The sequence below is a fragment of the Alishewanella sp. SMS8 genome, from assembly GCF_030737935.1.
Taxonomy (GTDB): domain Bacteria; phylum Pseudomonadota; class Gammaproteobacteria; order Enterobacterales; family Alteromonadaceae; genus Alishewanella; species Alishewanella maricola.
Window position 1 is genome coordinate 1 of the sequence record NZ_JAPJEA010000001.1, and the last position, 15,146, is coordinate 15,146.

The following is a 15,146-nucleotide window of genomic DNA, read 5'->3' on the forward strand; positions in this document are numbered from 1 at the left end:
CTGATTATTTCGTTTTAACGAACATCATCATAAGTGCCCACACAGATAATTGATTGCGAATTGTTAAAGAGCGTGCTCTGCATTCAGAGCGAGGCGTTTGCCTCAGTTAGCTTTCGCTTCACAGACCGGATGTCGTTGCCGTTGTCCCTGTCTGTGGATGCGCATTATAGGGAGTTTAATTTAGCCTGCAAGCATAATTTTAAAAAAAGAGTTTGTTCGGCTATTTTTTGAACTAAACAGCTAAAATTGACACTTTTTAGCTGTTGTAGGGCTTATAAATCGAAATTGCCACAACCCGCAGAGGTCTTACGATTATTATATTCATCAACCATACGCTGCATCTCTGTAGCATCATAAGGCTGAAGATTACTTAAAATCATTTTCTTCACACCCTTACCAATCTGCACACCGTTTGCAGTCAATATAAAGTTAAGCGTAACGTTACCTCTTTTACCCTCTATATCTAATTTACTGCTGGCAAGACTGAGTTCGACTTTACTTGTGGGTAACGTCGTGAAGCTTAATGCCATACTTTCATAAATAACTAAAGGACGCAGTGGATGAATCATCACACCTTGCTGCTCCATTAACGGTTGCAGAATATGCGGGAAGTTTTGACCTGAAAATTGCACATAATCTTGAAACAACGGTTCGATCACCCCGATATCATGGGTGTGCTCACCAGAAAACTGTACCGTAAGGTAAACGCGGCCCTGTTCATCACATACTTGGATTTGTCCTTCAGACAACTCGCAGTGTAAAAGGACATCGGCGCTGACCATACCGGAGAATTGACAATTCAGTTGTTGGCTTACTCCATAGCGGGTAAGTAAATAACTAAATAACAAATCACCTGGGACACAGAACCGTTTAGCGTCAACATCATGAATAGGATTAAAATCACCCGCGATCTTCTTGGCAAAATTACAGGAGTGCTGACGTGTAAAACTAAAGGCGTCGCCATGACGACTGACAAATGCATCTAAAATCATTACTTCTGAATTACCTTAATAACATATCGATGGGATATTCTAGCCTAAATCAATCTGCAGATGGTCTAGCCAGTAAGTTGGAATGCAGTTGAGCAGGCCCGCGACGTCTTGATAAGAATAGCGCGTTACCACCCATTTGTTTAGCATTAAACTTCGCGGCGGTACTTAAAGCGGCTACGTCATGATGTGTATGACATAAAGTAGGATCGGGAAAGGCCACGCCGATTGATAAAGAAAGCATTGGATAAAAGCAAGACTCGCCCATGCGATTTAACGCATGGATCCCCTGTTGTTCCTGATGTTCAGGCTCATAATAAGCTTTTATACGGTTTGCAAATTCTATCAAAATACCATTACACAGAGGTTCAATGGCGACTTGAGTACTGATCAACACAAAATCATCACCACCAATATGACCAATAAAACAGGATAAACCTGCTGTTTTATGCTGAATAATTTCAGCTAATAATTGCAAAACTGCATCCCCTTTACTGTAACCATAGATGTCGTTAAAGGGTTTAAAGTGATTCAAATCTAAATACGCCACCGCAAAGTCTGTACCCTTGGCCAATAATTTATCGATTTCTTGGTAAATAGGCACATTGCCTGGTAAAAAAGTTAGCGGATTGGCATAACGCGCATGCTGCAGTTTCGCTTCACTGACTTTTTTCAGTAATTGCCGTACCGATCCTAAACCAAGATAATGACCATCACGGCATATAATAAAGTACCAACTCGCGGCACTGTGCTCATCTTCAGCAACAATGTTGCTAACTTCATCTAAACTACATCCGGCATCGACAATGACCGCTTTCGTATTCATGATCTGAGCAATCGTCCTTTTTTCATTCAGCGCTCGACCAAAGTTTTGCGAGAAAAGTGCTTGTAACTCAGAGCGACAAATTAAACCTACAGGCTTATTATTATTATTTACCACCGCGAGAGTTTGTAAGCGGTGATCTTGTTCAAACCTTGTAGCAACTTGCAGCGCGGTTAATGATGCTGAAATCGGCGCAACCGTCGACAATAGTTGTAAGATATTAACCTGACTTTGCAAAGTAGGCTTAACTTCAAGTAAGAGTTTGTTCGCGAGATTCTGCATAAAACTAACATTTGGCCGTCCGAGCAAATAACCTTGAGCAAAATCAGCGCCTAATTCTTTACACTGAAAGAGTTCTTCCTGAGTTTCAATTCCTTCGGCAATAATCAACGCGCCGGTAGCTTTTGCTAAACTGATAATATTTTTAACAAAGGCTTTTTTGGTTGGATCACGATGAATCTCACTAATGAAATAACGATCAATTTTAACAAAATCTGGCTGCAACTCTGACCATAGTTTCAGACCCGAAAAACCGCTGCCCAAATCATCAATGGCAATTAAAAAACCTAGATCGCGATAATGCTTAACGGCTTTAATTAATAAACTCGCCTCTTCTACTTGATATTGTTCAGAAATCTCAATCACTACCTGTGACGGATCTAAACCGGCTTTTTGTAACATCGCCTTGGTTAGGCCGCTAGGATGATCAGCGGTCAGTAATAATAGTGGGTTAACGTTTAAGAATAATTTACTAGTGACGCCAGCAATAGCAAAGGCTGCAATACTCAACTCTCGACACAGCAGTTCTAACTCGGCTAAGGCATTACAAGAAAGCGCAGTTTTAAAAAGTTGCAAGGGCGAATGCAGCGGGCTGTTCGATGGGCCACGAATTAACGCCTCATAACCGAAGATCTGCGCCGAATTTAAAGCAACTATAGGTTGAAATAGCGGTTGTAGCGCTCGGGCCTGCAAAATACTTTTTAGCTCAATACAAGACTGTTCTGAAGTTGCCATACATCAAATCCAAAATTAACAACAATGAAAAGAATATGCAGGTTGTATGACAGCGATATGACTAAAAAAACAAACACAAAACACTTGCTTTTTATTTGAACAAAAACTACTGTATAACCATACACTGTATAAATAACCAGTTAGAGGTTTACATGCTTACTACCACCAAACTTTTACATTCCGATACCCTATCTCGTGCCAGCAAAACGTTAAACACGAGTCATACTGGAACAATACCGCCACTCACCTTATTGCAGCGCAATAACACTGAACTCCAACTCTTAAAATTGTTACAGCAACACCGCGATGTGGACGGCTGGATTGTATTAATTGCACCGAAAGTGAAACCTAATAAAAATTTTTGGGCAAGCTGCCAGATCCCTCTAGAAAAAATCTTAATGATTCATCCGCACCAGGTTAAGGATTTAGCGAAAACAGTACAACGCGCGATAAACAGTGCTAGCTGTAAAGTTGTGTTGCATGGTGGTGAATTAACTGATGAGGAAGCAACGCAATTAGCGCAATTAGCAGAGAAGCAGCAAACTGCGTTGTATCCCTTAACACAGGCAATGGTGAAACAACATTAAAACTCTATATCAGTGACAAGTGACAAGTGACAAGTGACATACTTTATCTAAGCTATGCATCACAATACTTAACAAAAAACGATAAATCATCAATAAAGTGAAACACCCTGAGCTGGCTTAGGGGTAAACTAGCACGCATTAATGTGGAGATAACGATGCTGTGTTATTGCTGTTCAAAAAAACCGTTTATTGAATGCTGTGCCCCTTATGTATTAGAAGGTGAATTAGCACCAAATTGTGAAGCCCTAATGCGTTCACGTTACACGGCCTATTGTCTTGGTCAGATTGACTATGTTTACCAGACTACGCATCCAACACAACTTTCAGCTGAATTGATAGAAGAAATTCAACAGTTTGCTGATAGTGTGCATTTTTTTAAGTTAGCGATCAGCGAGAGCAACCAGAATATGCATAAAGGTGAAGTAAGTTTCAAAGCCTACTTTATTATCGATAACACCGTTGAAGTGATCACAGAACAGTCATTTTTTGAATTTATTGATAAATGGTATTACCACAGTGGCAAACTGTCAGCCACACCAAGCCATAAGTTAAAACGTAATGAGCTTTGCCCGTGTGGTTCATTGATAAAAGTGAAACATTGTCAAACTCATCTAATAAGCGGTCAAGCATAAGATCAAGAAGCACTAAAGCGGTAAAGGGTTAGCATTCAGTTCTTGCAGCATTTCATATAACACGGTTTCGTCCCCTTCTTGGAGCGGTGGTTCCTTGCCACTTAGACGACGTATAGCATGCTGATCTAAATTACTCATCAAGCGACCATCTAATTTTTTGGCATCATCTTTTCTAACCCAAGGCTCAGGGGTTAAAGCGCTTTGTAATTTCAATTGGCGTAAACTCGTTTGCGCAGATCGATTAAGTTGCGCTAACACAGCCGCATCAGTTTCTTGCCATGCAAAACTGCGGCGTTGACGCACAGATAATTGCTGATAGAGCGTTGCGTTAACCTCAGCGCTTTTAGGTAATGGCGTATAAAAAGCCGCCATTTCTTGTACCGCCGGAGACAACACCGCTAACCACAACGCAAAATCAGCACGATGCTGTTGTTGCAGTGCTTGGTTAAGCGTTGTACCCAGTTGCCATTCGTTAATGATTGCTTGCATTATCTACACTTTTTAGCCTAACTGTTTGCTTTATCGGCAAACAGTCAAAAAACTTTAGTAAAGTGCTTTACTTAAAAACTGAATTTGATAATATGCGCCTGCACTTGTGGAGGGGTTCCCGAGTGGCCAAAGGGATCAGACTGTAAATCTGCCGGCACTGCCTTCGAAGGTTCGAATCCTTCCCCCTCCACCATTTCTCTTTATGCCTAATTTCTTCAATTTAAATCAAAACGCTTTAAAACCCTCTTAGGGCAAGGTGAGAACCTTCAGCAGGTTTAACAATGCGCAGCATTGAACAGCGGAACAACATGGCGCTTGCCTGAAAGGCAAGCAACGCAAGCAATTTCTTCTTCAGCAGCCTCTTTCATATTCAATTCATCGTGTTATCAGCAAAAAATGCTGTTACGACTGACTCATTGTCGCGATTAATTAATGCTGTCTTTATAAGCAAAAGCAAATAATGGCATAACAGCCAGTACTTGCTCGTACTTATTGATAATGACTATAACGTTGTCTTTGGTTAAAAGGCCGTAACTAACTGGCAAGTTGCTGACATAGCTCAGTTAATAAGGTACTGGCACCAATACGTAGCCCTTCGCTTTGCGCCGTTTTACCCGTCACTTGCTCATATAAACTGACTATCTCTAATGCTTGCTCAACGGTTTTGACACCACCTGATGCTTTAAATCCTACCGAGCGATCTGCGGCAGCTATACTGGTTAAGATGATTTTAGCCGCTTCCAAGGTAACGCCAACCGGCACTTTACCGGTTGATGTTTTAATAAACTCGGCACCACTATCTATAACCAATTCACTGGCTTTAGTAATTTGTTGTGCGGTTAATAGCTCACCTGATTCGATAATGATTTTTAAACACAGACCTTGGCTTGCTTCGCGCACCGCAGCTAAAAACTGAGCGACTTCGGTTTCTTTGCCGCTGAGTAAGGTTTGATAAGGTAAAACACAATCAATTTCCGTCGCACTGGCTTGGCGTGCTGTAGCGATGTCAGCTAGTACGGTAGATAAGGGTTGATCGCCAGTTGGAAAGTTAACAACCGTCGCCAGTGCCACAGTTTCATTAGACTGCGTAATATGTTTACGGGCCTCGGCTAAAAATTCAGGATACACACAGAATGCGGCCACCGGCGCGGGAGTTACCGGTAATTGGGCTAACCAATCGGTCATTTGACGCTGATCATCGTTATCTTGTAAGCGTGTTACATCTAAAAGTTTAAGCAGTTGCAATAAACGAAGGGGATTCATCATGGTTAGTTGCCTGTCTGTTTCATTATTACTAATTACCGACTAATTAATCGCGGTATGCTCACCTAGTGAGGGCAGAGATTAAACTAAAATAGCGATTTAATGCAAAATCTAATAAATAATTATGCCGCAATGGAATCTTTTTATAATCAGAGGGTCTTAAAAGGTGTGTTATCCCTGGATGTATTCTCCTTTTAATCAATTTATCTTGATACCGACCTGCAAAGGTCGGTTTTTTTATAACAACAACCGCTGATGTTGCTTTAGCCACTGCTCCGCTAACCTGTAATCAGCAGAAAACTTCGCTACGCGTTGCCAAAAAGCGTTTGAATGATTCATGTGGGTTAAATGTGCTAATTCGTGCACAACAACATACTCTGCTACCCAAGTAGGCGCTTGCATCAAGCGCCAATTAAACCCTACCTCAGACAAACTATTGCAAAACCCCCATTTACGCTGCCAGTTACCAATACGGATTGCCTTTGGCTTACACCCCATAAGCTGAGCTTGAGACGCTACCGCTTGCTGAAAATACTGTTCAGCAAGCGGCACAAAATATTTTTGCAGTTGTTGATTCAGGTATAAAGCACGTCGTTCTGGCTTCACCCGCGTTGGGATCGATATTTTACACTGACGTTCCGTCATTACCACATCGGCTTTGGCCGCTAACTGCCAACAAAATGGTATCGATTGCCCTGACACTAAAATTTCATGACGATCCAACGCTGCCACGGCGCTATCAGCTTCGGCTTCCGTTCGAGCAAGGTGTAACAAGATCCATTGTTGTTTGCGCGCTAATAACGCAGAGATGAACTGACTTGAAGTGCCTTTTGGTGCTCGAATGGTCAATTGCCCTGCCTTAATGGCCAATTGCACAGAACGTCGCCGACTGTAGATGACTTGATAGTTAAAAGGAAAAGCTGTTTGCCCAGATAATATTGCCAAAGATTGCTCCGGATCCGAGTTTGTCACAGGTCGTGCTGATCTGGATTACATGGTATGATCAACAATAAGCGTTAACAGGTCTTAATTCGGATAGTGTATGAAAATAATTTCTTTTAATATTAATGGTATTCGCGCCAGGCTGCATCAACTTCAAGCATTAATTGAAAAACATCAACCTGACATTATTGGTTTACAGGAAATCAAAGTACATGATAGTGAATTCCCATTAGCTGATGTTCAAGCAATGGGTTATCACGTTTATCATTTTGGCCAAAAAGGACATTATGGCGTTGCCATCATGAGTAAGCAACCGGCCAGCGAAATGCAATATGGTTTTCCCGGCGATGCTGAAGATGCTCAACGTCGAATGCTAATTGGACAATTCGATTTAGCCGATGGCAAACGCCTAACTGTGCTAAACGGCTATTTCCCGCAGGGGGAAAACCGCGAGCACCCGATAAAATTCCCAGCCAAAACTCAGTTTTACGCTGATTTGCAACATTACCTAGAAACTTCGCATAACAGCGAAAAGGACTATGTGGCCGTAATAGGTGATATTAACATCTCGCCTATCGACTTAGATATCGGCATCGGCGAAGCCAATGCCAAACGTTGGTTACGTGAAGGTAAGACCTCTTTTTTGCCGGAAGAACGTGCTTGGCTACAACAATTGAAAGATTGGGGCTTGATCGACACTTTCCGTGCACTGCATCCAGAAACTGGCGCACAATACAGTTGGTTTGATTATCGCTCGAAGGGTTTTGATGATAATCGTGGATTACGCATAGACGTGGTTATGGCTACCCCGTTGCTGGCGGCTAAGTGTATTGAGTCAGGCATCGATTATGAACTCAGGGGTATTGAACGCCCATCTGACCACGCCCCTGTTTGGTCAGTATTTAATTTAGCTTAGCTTGAGCCACTGTCATGAATGCGTCTTGTTAAAACCAACGGCGCATTACCGTATTGTCTAACTGCTGATAAGCCTGTTGAAGTAGTTTAGCCAGATCGAAATAGCTTTTTAACGAGCCAGGCTGGCTTTGTAATTGGCCATGCTTGATGATTTGCTCACGAATTTCGCTTCCCCAATTTATCAGCGCTGGAGGTAAACTGTTGTCAGCTCGTATGCCTAGCCAATAAAAACCCTGCAATGGTAACGCGGCTAAAAACAACATCATGGCAATAATCTGACCGAGATGTTCTGCACCAAGCAATTTGAATTGGACTAAAGCCGTAATTACCGATAATACCGGCAAAAAATGAACGCCTTTACGCGTTAAGAAAATGACTTTATTTTCAGGGAAAATAGCATTTAATTCTGGTTTAGTCGGCCAAGTACGACTATAACGAATACCTTGGCTTAGAATACGAATCAGCTGCAATTACTCTACTCCCGTGCTGGCCTAGTTTGATAACTTTAGCATACTTTTAATTGTTCTAAACAAAATAAAAATGCCATTGAAACGTTAATGAAAGACACAGTGACGCCTCAGATTTAACAAAATATAAACAACAAGATATTTAAACCAAATTGATAGCAAAAGTCTGCTTTTTTTACGTTCTCTGTACTTTTTCGATCATGACAGACTAAACAAAGAATATGCCAAAATAAAAATCCAATAAAATACAGAACGATAAACAAGATAAACCGTGTTATTCACAATGTTATTCACAGAATCTGTGGACAACATGAGGCTTGTTAATAACGGTTTAATGGCTTAACCACTGTTTTTTTGCTAGTAGAAATCGTTAATTAAGCTACAAATTTGAGCAAATACGGCAAAAGCAGCAGTTTTATGGCCAAAAGCGCTGCTATCGCTTTAATGCTGGGCTACATAAGGCAGTGAAAGATGCTGATATTGCAAAAACTTTAAGCTATCATCAAAGCTTCATGATCTTGGAGAGCAACAGTGCAGCAATCAGTCATCATCTGGCAACAAGATTGGACCACACTAGAAGGTTTTATTATTAAAAGCCCGTTTAGTGGTCAGGTCTTACCGATCAGCATGCATCCTGAATTACTGTATCAGCAGGATATTTTTCCGGCGACCTTATGCTGTAAATTACAACAAGGTACGCTTTATGCTCCATTCAGTGGCCACTTTACAACAGCCAGAGCCGGTGAGCGTCGTTTAATCTTTACTCATACTTCGGGGCTAACGCTGACCGTCGATTTGCCTTTTGCTATTAGCATCGATCACGGCAAAGGCTTACATTGGCTGTGCCGAGCACCACGTGAAGTCAAGGCAGGTACACCGATACTGCAAATCGACTTAGCGTATTGGCAATTAGTGCTCGATGAATTGTATTGTGTCGCGAGCTTATCTTTACCGAGCAAACTCGATAAGTTACTCAGCCGACAAGCTCAAGTGCTAGCCAACCAAGATCCTCTTTTTGTTCTGCAATTTAAAAAGTAAAAAACTATGATTACCTTATACGGCATCAAAAACTGTGACACCATCAAAAAAGCCCGACGTTGTTTAGAGCAACAAGCGTTAGCCTATCAATTTCACGATTATCGCACCGATGGCTTGGACGCTGAACTGCTAGCGCGTTTCGCCGCGGAATTAGGCTGGAAAAATTTACTTAATACACGTGGAACAACTTGGCGTAAGTTAGCTGACAGCGATAAAGCGGAGATCAACGAAACACGTGCTTTAGCCTTAATGCTAGAACAACCTGCGCTAATCAAACGGCCAGTATTACAACATAACGAACAACTGTTACTGGGCTTTGATGAGCAAGCTTATCTTGCTTTATCTGCCTCTTCTGAAAAATAGGTAATTCATTTATGACTGATCTCACCAATCCGGCCAGCAACCCAACATTAGCGCTCACCATGGCGTTAATTGAACGGGCGTCAGTGACACCTGAAGATGCAGGTTGTCAGCAACTGATGGCGGCACGTTTAGCTAAAGTGGGCTTTAATATTGAGATGATGCCGTTTGCAGATACGCTCAATATGTGGGCACGCCATGGTCAAGGCAAACCGTTATTTTGTTTTGCCGGTCACACCGATGTAGTACCGAGCGGTCCTGTCGATGCATGGCACACCCCCCCGTTTCAGCCAACCATCATTGGCGATACCTTATTTGGTCGCGGTGCTGCCGATATGAAAGGCAGTTTAGCTGCGATGGTTGTTGCGACTGAGCAATTTTTAGCAAAAGAACCGTCACCGGCTTTTAATTTAGCTTACTTAATTACCAGCGATGAAGAAGGCCCCTTTATCAATGGTACGGTCAAAGTGATTGAAACTTTAGAAGCACGCCAAGAAAAAATTCGTTGGTGTTTAGTGGGCGAACCCTCTAGCCATCTGCAAGTGGGTGATGTGATAAAAAACGGTCGGCGAGGTTCGTTAACAGGGCACTTAACCGTAAAAGGTATTCAAGGCCATGTCGCCTACCCACACTTAGCTGATAATCCTATTCATAAAGCGGCACCGGCATTGGCCGCCTTAGCAACAGAGATTTGGGATAACGGTAACGCTTATTTTCCAGCAACCAGTTTTCAAATCGCCAATATTCAAGGTGGCACCGGTGCATCAAATGTGATCCCGGGAGAATTAAACGTCATGTTTAACTTCCGCTACAGCACGGAAGTGGATGCCGAGCAGCTGCAAAGTCGAGTCTATGCCCTACTCGACAAATTTGGTCTACATTATCAGCTAGAGTGGACGTTAAATGGCTTACCGTTTTTAACCGAGCAAGGCGATTTAGTTGACTCAACGGTGGCCGCGATTGAAAAAGTACGAGGTATTACGCCACGGCTTGAAACCACAGGTGGCACCTCAGATGGCCGTTTTATTGCCCCAACTGGCGCTCAAGTGATTGAACTAGGCCCCTGCAATGCCACTATCCACAAAGTAAATGAATGTGTGGCGATTGCCGATCTTAGCCAATTAACTGAAGTGTACCTGCAATTATTGATTAATTTGCAGCAACGCTTAACCGCATGAGCCGCGCGATACTGAACCGTGCCCTGTTAACGGGGCTTGATAATTCAGCCATGCAACATATCGGCAATCAGCAGTGGCTTCACCAAGAGGCCATGGCTGCATTTCTGCAACTCAAAGCGGCCTTGGCTAATGAAGGTTTTGATTTAGCCGTGGTATCGGCTTGGCGCAGTTTCGAGCGTCAAGCTCGTATCTGGCAAGCAAAATGCTTGGGGCAACGTCCGGTTTTTAATCATGCTCAACAACGGGTTGATGTGACTTCACTGTCAGCGCAGGCACGTATTGAAGCGATTATGCTTTATTCGGCACTACCTGGTGCAAGTCGACATCACTGGGGAACAGAAATAGATGTTTATGATGCCGCGGCTGTGCCAATAGATTATCAAGTACAGTTAAGTACAGACGAATATCAAGGCGATGGGCCTTTCGCCACTTTAGCGCAGTGGTTACAACAGAATGCTGCTGACTATGGCTTCTTTTTACCTTATCGCGCATTTCGCGGTGGTGTAGCGGCAGAGCCTTGGCATTTGAGCTATCAACCGCTGGCCAGTGCATGTCAGGCAGCGCTAACCCTAGAACAATTACAACAAACCTTGATGGATAATCCGATTGCCGAGCAAGCCACAGTGTTGCAAATGTTACCGGAGTTATATCCTCGTTTTATCACTAACATTTGTGAGGCAGAAATATGAATTGGCCGTTATTTTGGGGCATCGCACTCGCTTTTGGCGTAATCATCGGCAATATCATGCTCATTAAACATTCAGCTAAAATGAAAATGCCCAGTTTAAAAGATCTAGCCGATCCGCAAGCCAAGCCTGACAACGCCAGTCAAACTGACGCTGCCAAGCAAACACAAAGTAAACCGGTTACTCCGAGCCCTGATCAAAAGCCGAATAGCCCTGACTAAAGCGTTGTAACTGGTCTCGTAAGTTAGGTGGTGTGCCCGTAATAACTAAAGTATCGGTTTTGATATCGTACTTTATCCGCTCCCCGAGTAGCTTTTCATCGAAGCTAAGCGATAAGCCGCCACCCGCACCATTAAACTTGACCATTTTTTTCAGCTCTTTCACTTCGACTGGAAATTGTTCAGCGACATCGAGCTGTTGTTCCGCACAATAATGTAAGAAACCATTACTTTGCTCAGGATCAACGACCGCCGATAACTCAGTGAGTACCACATCTTGCCCGCTCTTGGCGCGCTCTTCACAGTAGTCAAACACCTGACGCCGAGCGCTGGTTTTTTCAGAGGCATCAAATTCTGCCGCACCCAGGTATTCTTCAACTGAAGCCAACACTTTTTGGCTATTCACTCGTGCATCTGCGCCCTCGGTACAGCCTAAAAAATCTAAAAAGAAATCGGCCACTTTTCGCCCTGCACGTCCACGAATAAAACTGATGTAATTGCCTTTAGCCGCATTAACAGCATACTCCGTTAAATCTAAACGTGCGGCCAGTTGCATCCGGCCAATATCTAAATGCCGTGAAGTTGCTAACTCGAGTTGCTCCGACAATTCAAAGTGATCTTTACTGCCTAACAGGCAGACCAAAAGGTAATCGCTGGCTAAATAACGATAATGTGCCAGTAACACATAACCTGTTTCAGGTAATTGATGTTGGCTTAATTCCACCACTAATGCATCCGTAGTGGCTTTGGCAAAACCCAAAAAGTCTGTTTGATCAGCCTGCCAATCGGCTAATGCTTGTGGCACTCGTGCGGACTTCTCTGGATTAAAACTGGCATATCCTTTAGCTGGTTTGCCGTTATAGGCCAGATGTAAGGTTTCTACCAAGTTGGCAACGGCGACGTTACTGCTGATCAAACCGTCACGATAATGCGCTTGATGTTCGCCACTATCGGTCAACGCAATGTAATTAATAGCCAGATGTTGCATATCTACCGACATAAATTTTCCTGTTTTTTCTGAATTCTGTTACTATTCTATCTGTTTAAGCTTTGTTTATCTGAGTAATCCATGCCTATTGTATCAAAATATTCGACTAGCCAAATTGAAAAGCTGGTAAATCAACTTATCGACACCCTGCAAAATGAGCAGGCGACTACCGAGCTGAGCTTAATGTGTTTAGGCAATGCCGTCAGCCATGTTATTAATACATCAGTACCCGCCAAACAACGCGCTGCGGTCACTGAATCATTTAATCGGGCATTAGCGGATGCCATCAACGTAAATCGTCAGTAAACTTAACATGGTGTTAGAACAAAATCTGTCACTGGTAAAAAAAGTCAATCGCTTGCTGAATTGGGGTCACTGGTTCAGCTTTTTTAACATGCTGCTGGCTTTAGTGATTACGGCTTCTTTCTGGTGGGCAGAACCCTTACCTGTGACATTCCTTGGCTGGAGTTATCTTGTATTAACCTGGCTAGGACATACCGCATTTATCTGCTTTATGTTTTTTATTTTAACCATCTTTCCATTGTCGTTAATTTTTCCCTATCAGCGCCATATTCGCGGCCTGGCCGCAGCGCTCGCCAGTATTGGATTAGTACTATTAATCTTTGACGCCTACGTTTATAACCAGCTTGGGTATCATCTAGGCAGTGCATCTTATGATCAAACGATTGATTTATTACGCCAGCAAATAGTCACCAACCTACGTAACTTTTTGCTGATCGTGGCCGTAGTCGGCAGTATGTTGTTTGCCATAGAACTGACCATCAGTAACTTTTGCTGGAAAAAGATCACCCGCTTAGGGCAATCAGGCATTGGTAAACCTGCACTTATGCTGTTTTTCGGCAGTTTTATGTTAAGCCATGTTTTACATATTTATGCTGACGCGAAGTTGCAGTGGGACATTACCCGCCAAGATAATGTTTTACCGTTTTCTTATCCCGCTACGGCAAAAAGTTTGTTAGCCCGCTATCAGTTAGTTGATTTAACACAACGCGCACAGCGCCAAGCCGAGCGGCTAAGTTTAGAAACTAGTTTGCCACTTACCGGTGAGTTACGTTGTACTTTGCCGGCACAACAGTCGACACTACTGCTGTTTAGCCAACCCTTAACCGAGTCGCAGATTAACTTTTTCCGTCAGCAGCAATTTCGATTACACGAACAACATTTTGCCCCCAATAATGCCCCTGAAGCACTGCTCAATGTGTTGTATGGCCAATTTATGGTAGAAGCAAGCGACACCGAAGCGCTTAAACAGCGGCCGAGCTGGTTATCACCCTCTCACAGCCAGGCGTTTTCGGTAGTGAATCGCGACCCTAAGCTCAGCGCGTTGCTTCCTTGGGCATCAGAGTCGACCACTTTCACGCCTTTTAGTATGGTATTTGACGCGGATCCCACGCAAAATTGGGCTGACTATCAACAATATGCCCAAATTGTCATTGTGCCGTTACACAGCAATAATACTAAGTTCCAACTGGCTCCCGTCACCGCTCTGACCCGCTGGCCAGCACTGAGTCAACAATTAAAACAGCATAATAGCCAACAGCTGGACTGGTTACCCACCTTGGTTGCTGCGGCCGGCTGTGATGGCCAGCAACGCTGGCTTAGCGATAATTTGCTCGCACCTAAAGCCTTACCCAAACTGAATATCAGCCAGCAAGATATTATTAGTATCCGAAAAGATAAGATGCTGATCTTACGTCAAGATGGCAGCTATGGCGTCTGGTCAGCAGGCACCTTAGTGCCGCTGAATGACAAACTGGACGTACCGATGCTTATCGATGCGTTAAAGCGCTTAGAAGATTAACTGCACTTTACTGCTTATTGTATAATCTTCGGCCCTTTTAAGCGGGGCCGCTTACCTGCTAACTCAAGCTCGGCGAGATGAAATAAATTGGTAAACACAATGGGCGGCGCCGGTTCACCAAAACATTCAATAAACGCCACTTCTGCTTCTTTAACAATTTGCTGGTACAGCTGATCATAGGTACTAAAACCATCATAACTGTAAGGCTCATTCAAATCAGCCATAGCGTGTTGTTGTTGACGACGCATAAAATAGTTCATCAGGAACTCATACTGCTTGATATCCAGCCATTCACGGCAATCCATAAGGTTTCTCCGAAATATTCTGCCCTGCGATAATGAAAATCACTTAGGCTATACAGCCTTTCGCTCATGCCAAGATAAGGTATACGCAACACGGGCGTCAATTGACTTACCAAGCTGATTAATTTTATTGTTTATGCTAAGCAATAAAATTCACTTTAAATGCAAATGAGAGGTGTTACCATTTGATTATCGTATTGAGATAGGATGTAACTGATGATTAAGACACTCACCTTCGCGCTAATGCACTTTACCATTGCTTTTGTAGTGACCTATTTAATTACCGGCGATCTCATCCTCGGTGGCTTGGTTGCTATTGTTGAACCGGCGGTAAATACGGTAGGTTATTTTTTCCATGAAAAAATCTGGTCTAAACTGGCTAATACACCGCAAGGCTTTGCGGCTTAAACTAATAAGCAACGAAAGCAGCATA

At 43.1% G+C, this 15,146-nt stretch carries 19 protein-coding genes and 1 tRNA gene; 12 read left to right on the plus strand and 8 right to left on the minus strand.

Annotated elements, in window-relative coordinates; genetic code table 11:
• Nucleotides 1-272: 272 nt before the first annotated feature.
• Both ORJ01_RS00005 and ORJ01_RS00010 read right to left on the minus strand, forming a co-directional pair.
• Entirely contained in the window at nucleotides 273-992 is a 720-nt protein-coding gene (locus tag ORJ01_RS00005) for a DUF3581 family protein (protein WP_306176512.1), read from the minus strand.
• A 49-nt stretch (nucleotides 993-1,041) separates the two neighbouring features.
• A complete protein-coding gene (locus ORJ01_RS00010; protein ID WP_306176513.1) occupies nucleotides 1,042-2,826 on the minus strand; it encodes a bifunctional diguanylate cyclase/phosphodiesterase in 1,785 nt (594 codons plus the stop codon).
• A gap of 152 nt (nucleotides 2,827-2,978) precedes the next feature.
• Between ORJ01_RS00010 and ORJ01_RS00015 the strand changes: the two genes are divergently transcribed.
• Together ORJ01_RS00015 and ORJ01_RS00020 are read left to right on the plus strand one after the other, a co-directional pair.
• Nucleotides 2,979-3,413: a SulA-like leucine-rich domain-containing protein gene (locus tag ORJ01_RS00015; protein ID WP_306176514.1), complete on the plus strand. Its 435-nt coding sequence runs from the start codon at nucleotides 2,979-2,981 to the stop codon at nucleotides 3,411-3,413.
• 155 nt (nucleotides 3,414-3,568) lie between these two features.
• Nucleotides 3,569-4,045, plus strand: a complete 477-nt coding sequence (locus ORJ01_RS00020; RefSeq protein ID WP_306176515.1) for a YchJ family protein — start codon at nucleotides 3,569-3,571, stop codon at nucleotides 4,043-4,045.
• Between the two features lie 12 nt (nucleotides 4,046-4,057).
• Here the strand turns inward: ORJ01_RS00020 and ORJ01_RS00025 are convergent, their stop codons facing one another.
• Nucleotides 4,058-4,534, minus strand: coding sequence for a VC2046/SO_2500 family protein (locus ORJ01_RS00025; protein WP_306176516.1), 477 nt, complete (start codon nucleotides 4,532-4,534; stop codon nucleotides 4,058-4,060).
• A 108-nt stretch (nucleotides 4,535-4,642) separates the two neighbouring features.
• Between ORJ01_RS00025 and ORJ01_RS00030 the strand changes: the two genes are divergently transcribed.
• Nucleotides 4,643-4,727: transfer RNA gene (locus ORJ01_RS00030), tRNA-Tyr, on the plus strand.
• Nucleotides 4,728-5,068: 341 nt separating this feature from the next.
• Here ORJ01_RS00030 and deoC read toward each other — a convergent pair.
• On the minus strand, nucleotides 5,069-5,800 hold the full coding sequence (deoC, locus tag ORJ01_RS00035; RefSeq protein ID WP_306176517.1) for a deoxyribose-phosphate aldolase: 732 nt from the start codon (nucleotides 5,798-5,800) through the stop codon (nucleotides 5,069-5,071).
• A 234-nt stretch (nucleotides 5,801-6,034) separates the two neighbouring features.
• Complete coding sequence (locus tag ORJ01_RS00040) at nucleotides 6,035-6,742, minus strand: M48 family metallopeptidase (protein WP_306176518.1); 708 nt, start codon at nucleotides 6,740-6,742, stop codon at nucleotides 6,035-6,037.
• A 97-nt stretch (nucleotides 6,743-6,839) separates the two neighbouring features.
• Here ORJ01_RS00040 and xthA point away from each other — a divergent pair, with 97 nt between their 5' ends.
• Nucleotides 6,840-7,655: an exodeoxyribonuclease III gene (gene xthA, locus ORJ01_RS00045; RefSeq protein WP_229585975.1), complete on the plus strand. Its 816-nt coding sequence runs from the start codon at nucleotides 6,840-6,842 to the stop codon at nucleotides 7,653-7,655.
• 28 nt (nucleotides 7,656-7,683) lie between these two features.
• Here the strand turns inward: xthA and yfbV are convergent, their stop codons facing one another.
• A complete protein-coding gene (gene yfbV, locus ORJ01_RS00050) occupies nucleotides 7,684-8,124 on the minus strand; it encodes a terminus macrodomain insulation protein YfbV (protein ID WP_306176519.1) in 441 nt (146 codons plus the stop codon).
• Between the two features lie 528 nt (nucleotides 8,125-8,652).
• Between yfbV and ORJ01_RS00055 the strand changes: the two genes are divergently transcribed.
• From ORJ01_RS00055 to ORJ01_RS00075, 5 genes are read left to right on the plus strand one after another with little or no spacing between them, the layout of a single operon-like run.
• On the plus strand, nucleotides 8,653-9,159 hold the full coding sequence (locus ORJ01_RS00055; protein WP_226751577.1) for a PTS glucose transporter subunit IIA: 507 nt from the start codon (nucleotides 8,653-8,655) through the stop codon (nucleotides 9,157-9,159).
• Nucleotides 9,160-9,165: 6 nt separating this feature from the next.
• A complete protein-coding gene (locus tag ORJ01_RS00060) occupies nucleotides 9,166-9,522 on the plus strand; it encodes an ArsC family reductase (protein WP_306176520.1) in 357 nt (118 codons plus the stop codon).
• An 11-nt stretch (nucleotides 9,523-9,533) separates the two neighbouring features.
• On the plus strand, nucleotides 9,534-10,697 hold the full coding sequence (gene dapE, locus ORJ01_RS00065) for a succinyl-diaminopimelate desuccinylase (protein WP_306176521.1): 1,164 nt from the start codon (nucleotides 9,534-9,536) through the stop codon (nucleotides 10,695-10,697).
• Nucleotides 10,694-11,386: a M15 family metallopeptidase gene (locus ORJ01_RS00070; protein WP_306176522.1), complete on the plus strand. Its 693-nt coding sequence runs from the start codon at nucleotides 10,694-10,696 to the stop codon at nucleotides 11,384-11,386. Before dapE ends, ORJ01_RS00070 begins: the two co-directional genes overlap by 4 nt.
• Entirely contained in the window at nucleotides 11,383-11,604 is a 222-nt protein-coding gene (locus ORJ01_RS00075) for a DUF2897 family protein (RefSeq protein ID WP_306176523.1), read from the plus strand. The genes ORJ01_RS00070 and ORJ01_RS00075 overlap by 4 nt, the downstream gene beginning before the upstream one ends.
• Here the strand turns inward: ORJ01_RS00075 and yejK are convergent.
• Nucleotides 11,564-12,601 (minus strand): nucleoid-associated protein YejK, encoded by a 1,038-nt coding sequence (gene yejK, locus ORJ01_RS00080; RefSeq protein WP_226751572.1) that lies wholly within the window; start codon nucleotides 12,599-12,601, stop codon nucleotides 11,564-11,566. The genes ORJ01_RS00075 and yejK overlap by 41 nt on opposite strands.
• 69 nt (nucleotides 12,602-12,670) lie before the next feature.
• Between yejK and ORJ01_RS00085 the strand changes: the two genes are divergently transcribed.
• Both ORJ01_RS00085 and ORJ01_RS00090 read left to right on the plus strand, forming a co-directional pair.
• The gene (locus ORJ01_RS00085; RefSeq protein ID WP_226751571.1) at nucleotides 12,671-12,895 is read left to right on the plus strand and encodes a DUF1414 domain-containing protein; all 225 of its coding nucleotides are present in this window, start codon (nucleotides 12,671-12,673) and stop codon (nucleotides 12,893-12,895) included.
• 7 nt (nucleotides 12,896-12,902) lie between these two features.
• On the plus strand, nucleotides 12,903-14,411 hold the full coding sequence (locus tag ORJ01_RS00090; protein WP_306176524.1) for a DUF3413 domain-containing protein: 1,509 nt from the start codon (nucleotides 12,903-12,905) through the stop codon (nucleotides 14,409-14,411).
• Nucleotides 14,412-14,425: 14 nt separating this feature from the next.
• Here the strand turns inward: ORJ01_RS00090 and ORJ01_RS00095 are convergent, their stop codons facing one another.
• Entirely contained in the window at nucleotides 14,426-14,716 is a 291-nt protein-coding gene (locus ORJ01_RS00095) for a hypothetical protein (RefSeq protein ID WP_306176525.1), read from the minus strand.
• A gap of 213 nt (nucleotides 14,717-14,929) precedes the next feature.
• On the opposite strand from ORJ01_RS00095, the gene ORJ01_RS00100 reads away from it, so the two are divergent.
• Nucleotides 14,930-15,121, plus strand: coding sequence for a DUF2061 domain-containing protein (locus tag ORJ01_RS00100; RefSeq protein ID WP_306176526.1), 192 nt, complete (start codon nucleotides 14,930-14,932; stop codon nucleotides 15,119-15,121).
• Nucleotides 15,122-15,146: the final 25 nt, after the last annotated feature.

What these genes read in the sequence shown, in the direction of transcription:
- ORJ01_RS00005 (WP_306176512.1), bottom strand. Translation starts at nt 992, where the DNA reads ATGATTTTAGATGCATTTGTCAGTCGTCATGGCGACGCCTTTAGTTTT.
- ORJ01_RS00010 (WP_306176513.1), bottom strand. Translation starts at nt 2,826, where the DNA reads ATGGCAACTTCAGAACAGTCTTGTATTGAGCTAAAAAGTATTTTGCAG.
- ORJ01_RS00015 (WP_306176514.1), top strand. Translation starts at nt 2,979, where the DNA reads ATGCTTACTACCACCAAACTTTTACATTCCGATACCCTATCTCGTGCC.
- ORJ01_RS00020 (WP_306176515.1), top strand. Translation starts at nt 3,569, where the DNA reads ATGCTGTGTTATTGCTGTTCAAAAAAACCGTTTATTGAATGCTGTGCC.
- ORJ01_RS00025 (WP_306176516.1), bottom strand. Translation starts at nt 4,534, where the DNA reads ATGCAAGCAATCATTAACGAATGGCAACTGGGTACAACGCTTAACCAA.
- deoC (WP_306176517.1), bottom strand. Translation starts at nt 5,800, where the DNA reads ATGATGAATCCCCTTCGTTTATTGCAACTGCTTAAACTTTTAGATGTA.
- xthA (WP_229585975.1), top strand. Translation starts at nt 6,840, where the DNA reads ATGAAAATAATTTCTTTTAATATTAATGGTATTCGCGCCAGGCTGCAT.
- ORJ01_RS00060 (WP_306176520.1), top strand. Translation starts at nt 9,166, where the DNA reads ATGATTACCTTATACGGCATCAAAAACTGTGACACCATCAAAAAAGCC.
- dapE (WP_306176521.1), top strand. Translation starts at nt 9,534, where the DNA reads ATGACTGATCTCACCAATCCGGCCAGCAACCCAACATTAGCGCTCACC.
- ORJ01_RS00070 (WP_306176522.1), top strand. Translation starts at nt 10,694, where the DNA reads ATGAGCCGCGCGATACTGAACCGTGCCCTGTTAACGGGGCTTGATAAT.
- ORJ01_RS00075 (WP_306176523.1), top strand. Translation starts at nt 11,383, where the DNA reads ATGAATTGGCCGTTATTTTGGGGCATCGCACTCGCTTTTGGCGTAATC.
- yejK (WP_226751572.1), bottom strand. Translation starts at nt 12,601, where the DNA reads ATGTCGGTAGATATGCAACATCTGGCTATTAATTACATTGCGTTGACC.
- ORJ01_RS00085 (WP_226751571.1), top strand. Translation starts at nt 12,671, where the DNA reads ATGCCTATTGTATCAAAATATTCGACTAGCCAAATTGAAAAGCTGGTA.
- ORJ01_RS00090 (WP_306176524.1), top strand. Translation starts at nt 12,903, where the DNA reads ATGGTGTTAGAACAAAATCTGTCACTGGTAAAAAAAGTCAATCGCTTG.
- ORJ01_RS00095 (WP_306176525.1), bottom strand. Translation starts at nt 14,716, where the DNA reads ATGGATTGCCGTGAATGGCTGGATATCAAGCAGTATGAGTTCCTGATG.
- ORJ01_RS00100 (WP_306176526.1), top strand. Translation starts at nt 14,930, where the DNA reads ATGATTAAGACACTCACCTTCGCGCTAATGCACTTTACCATTGCTTTT.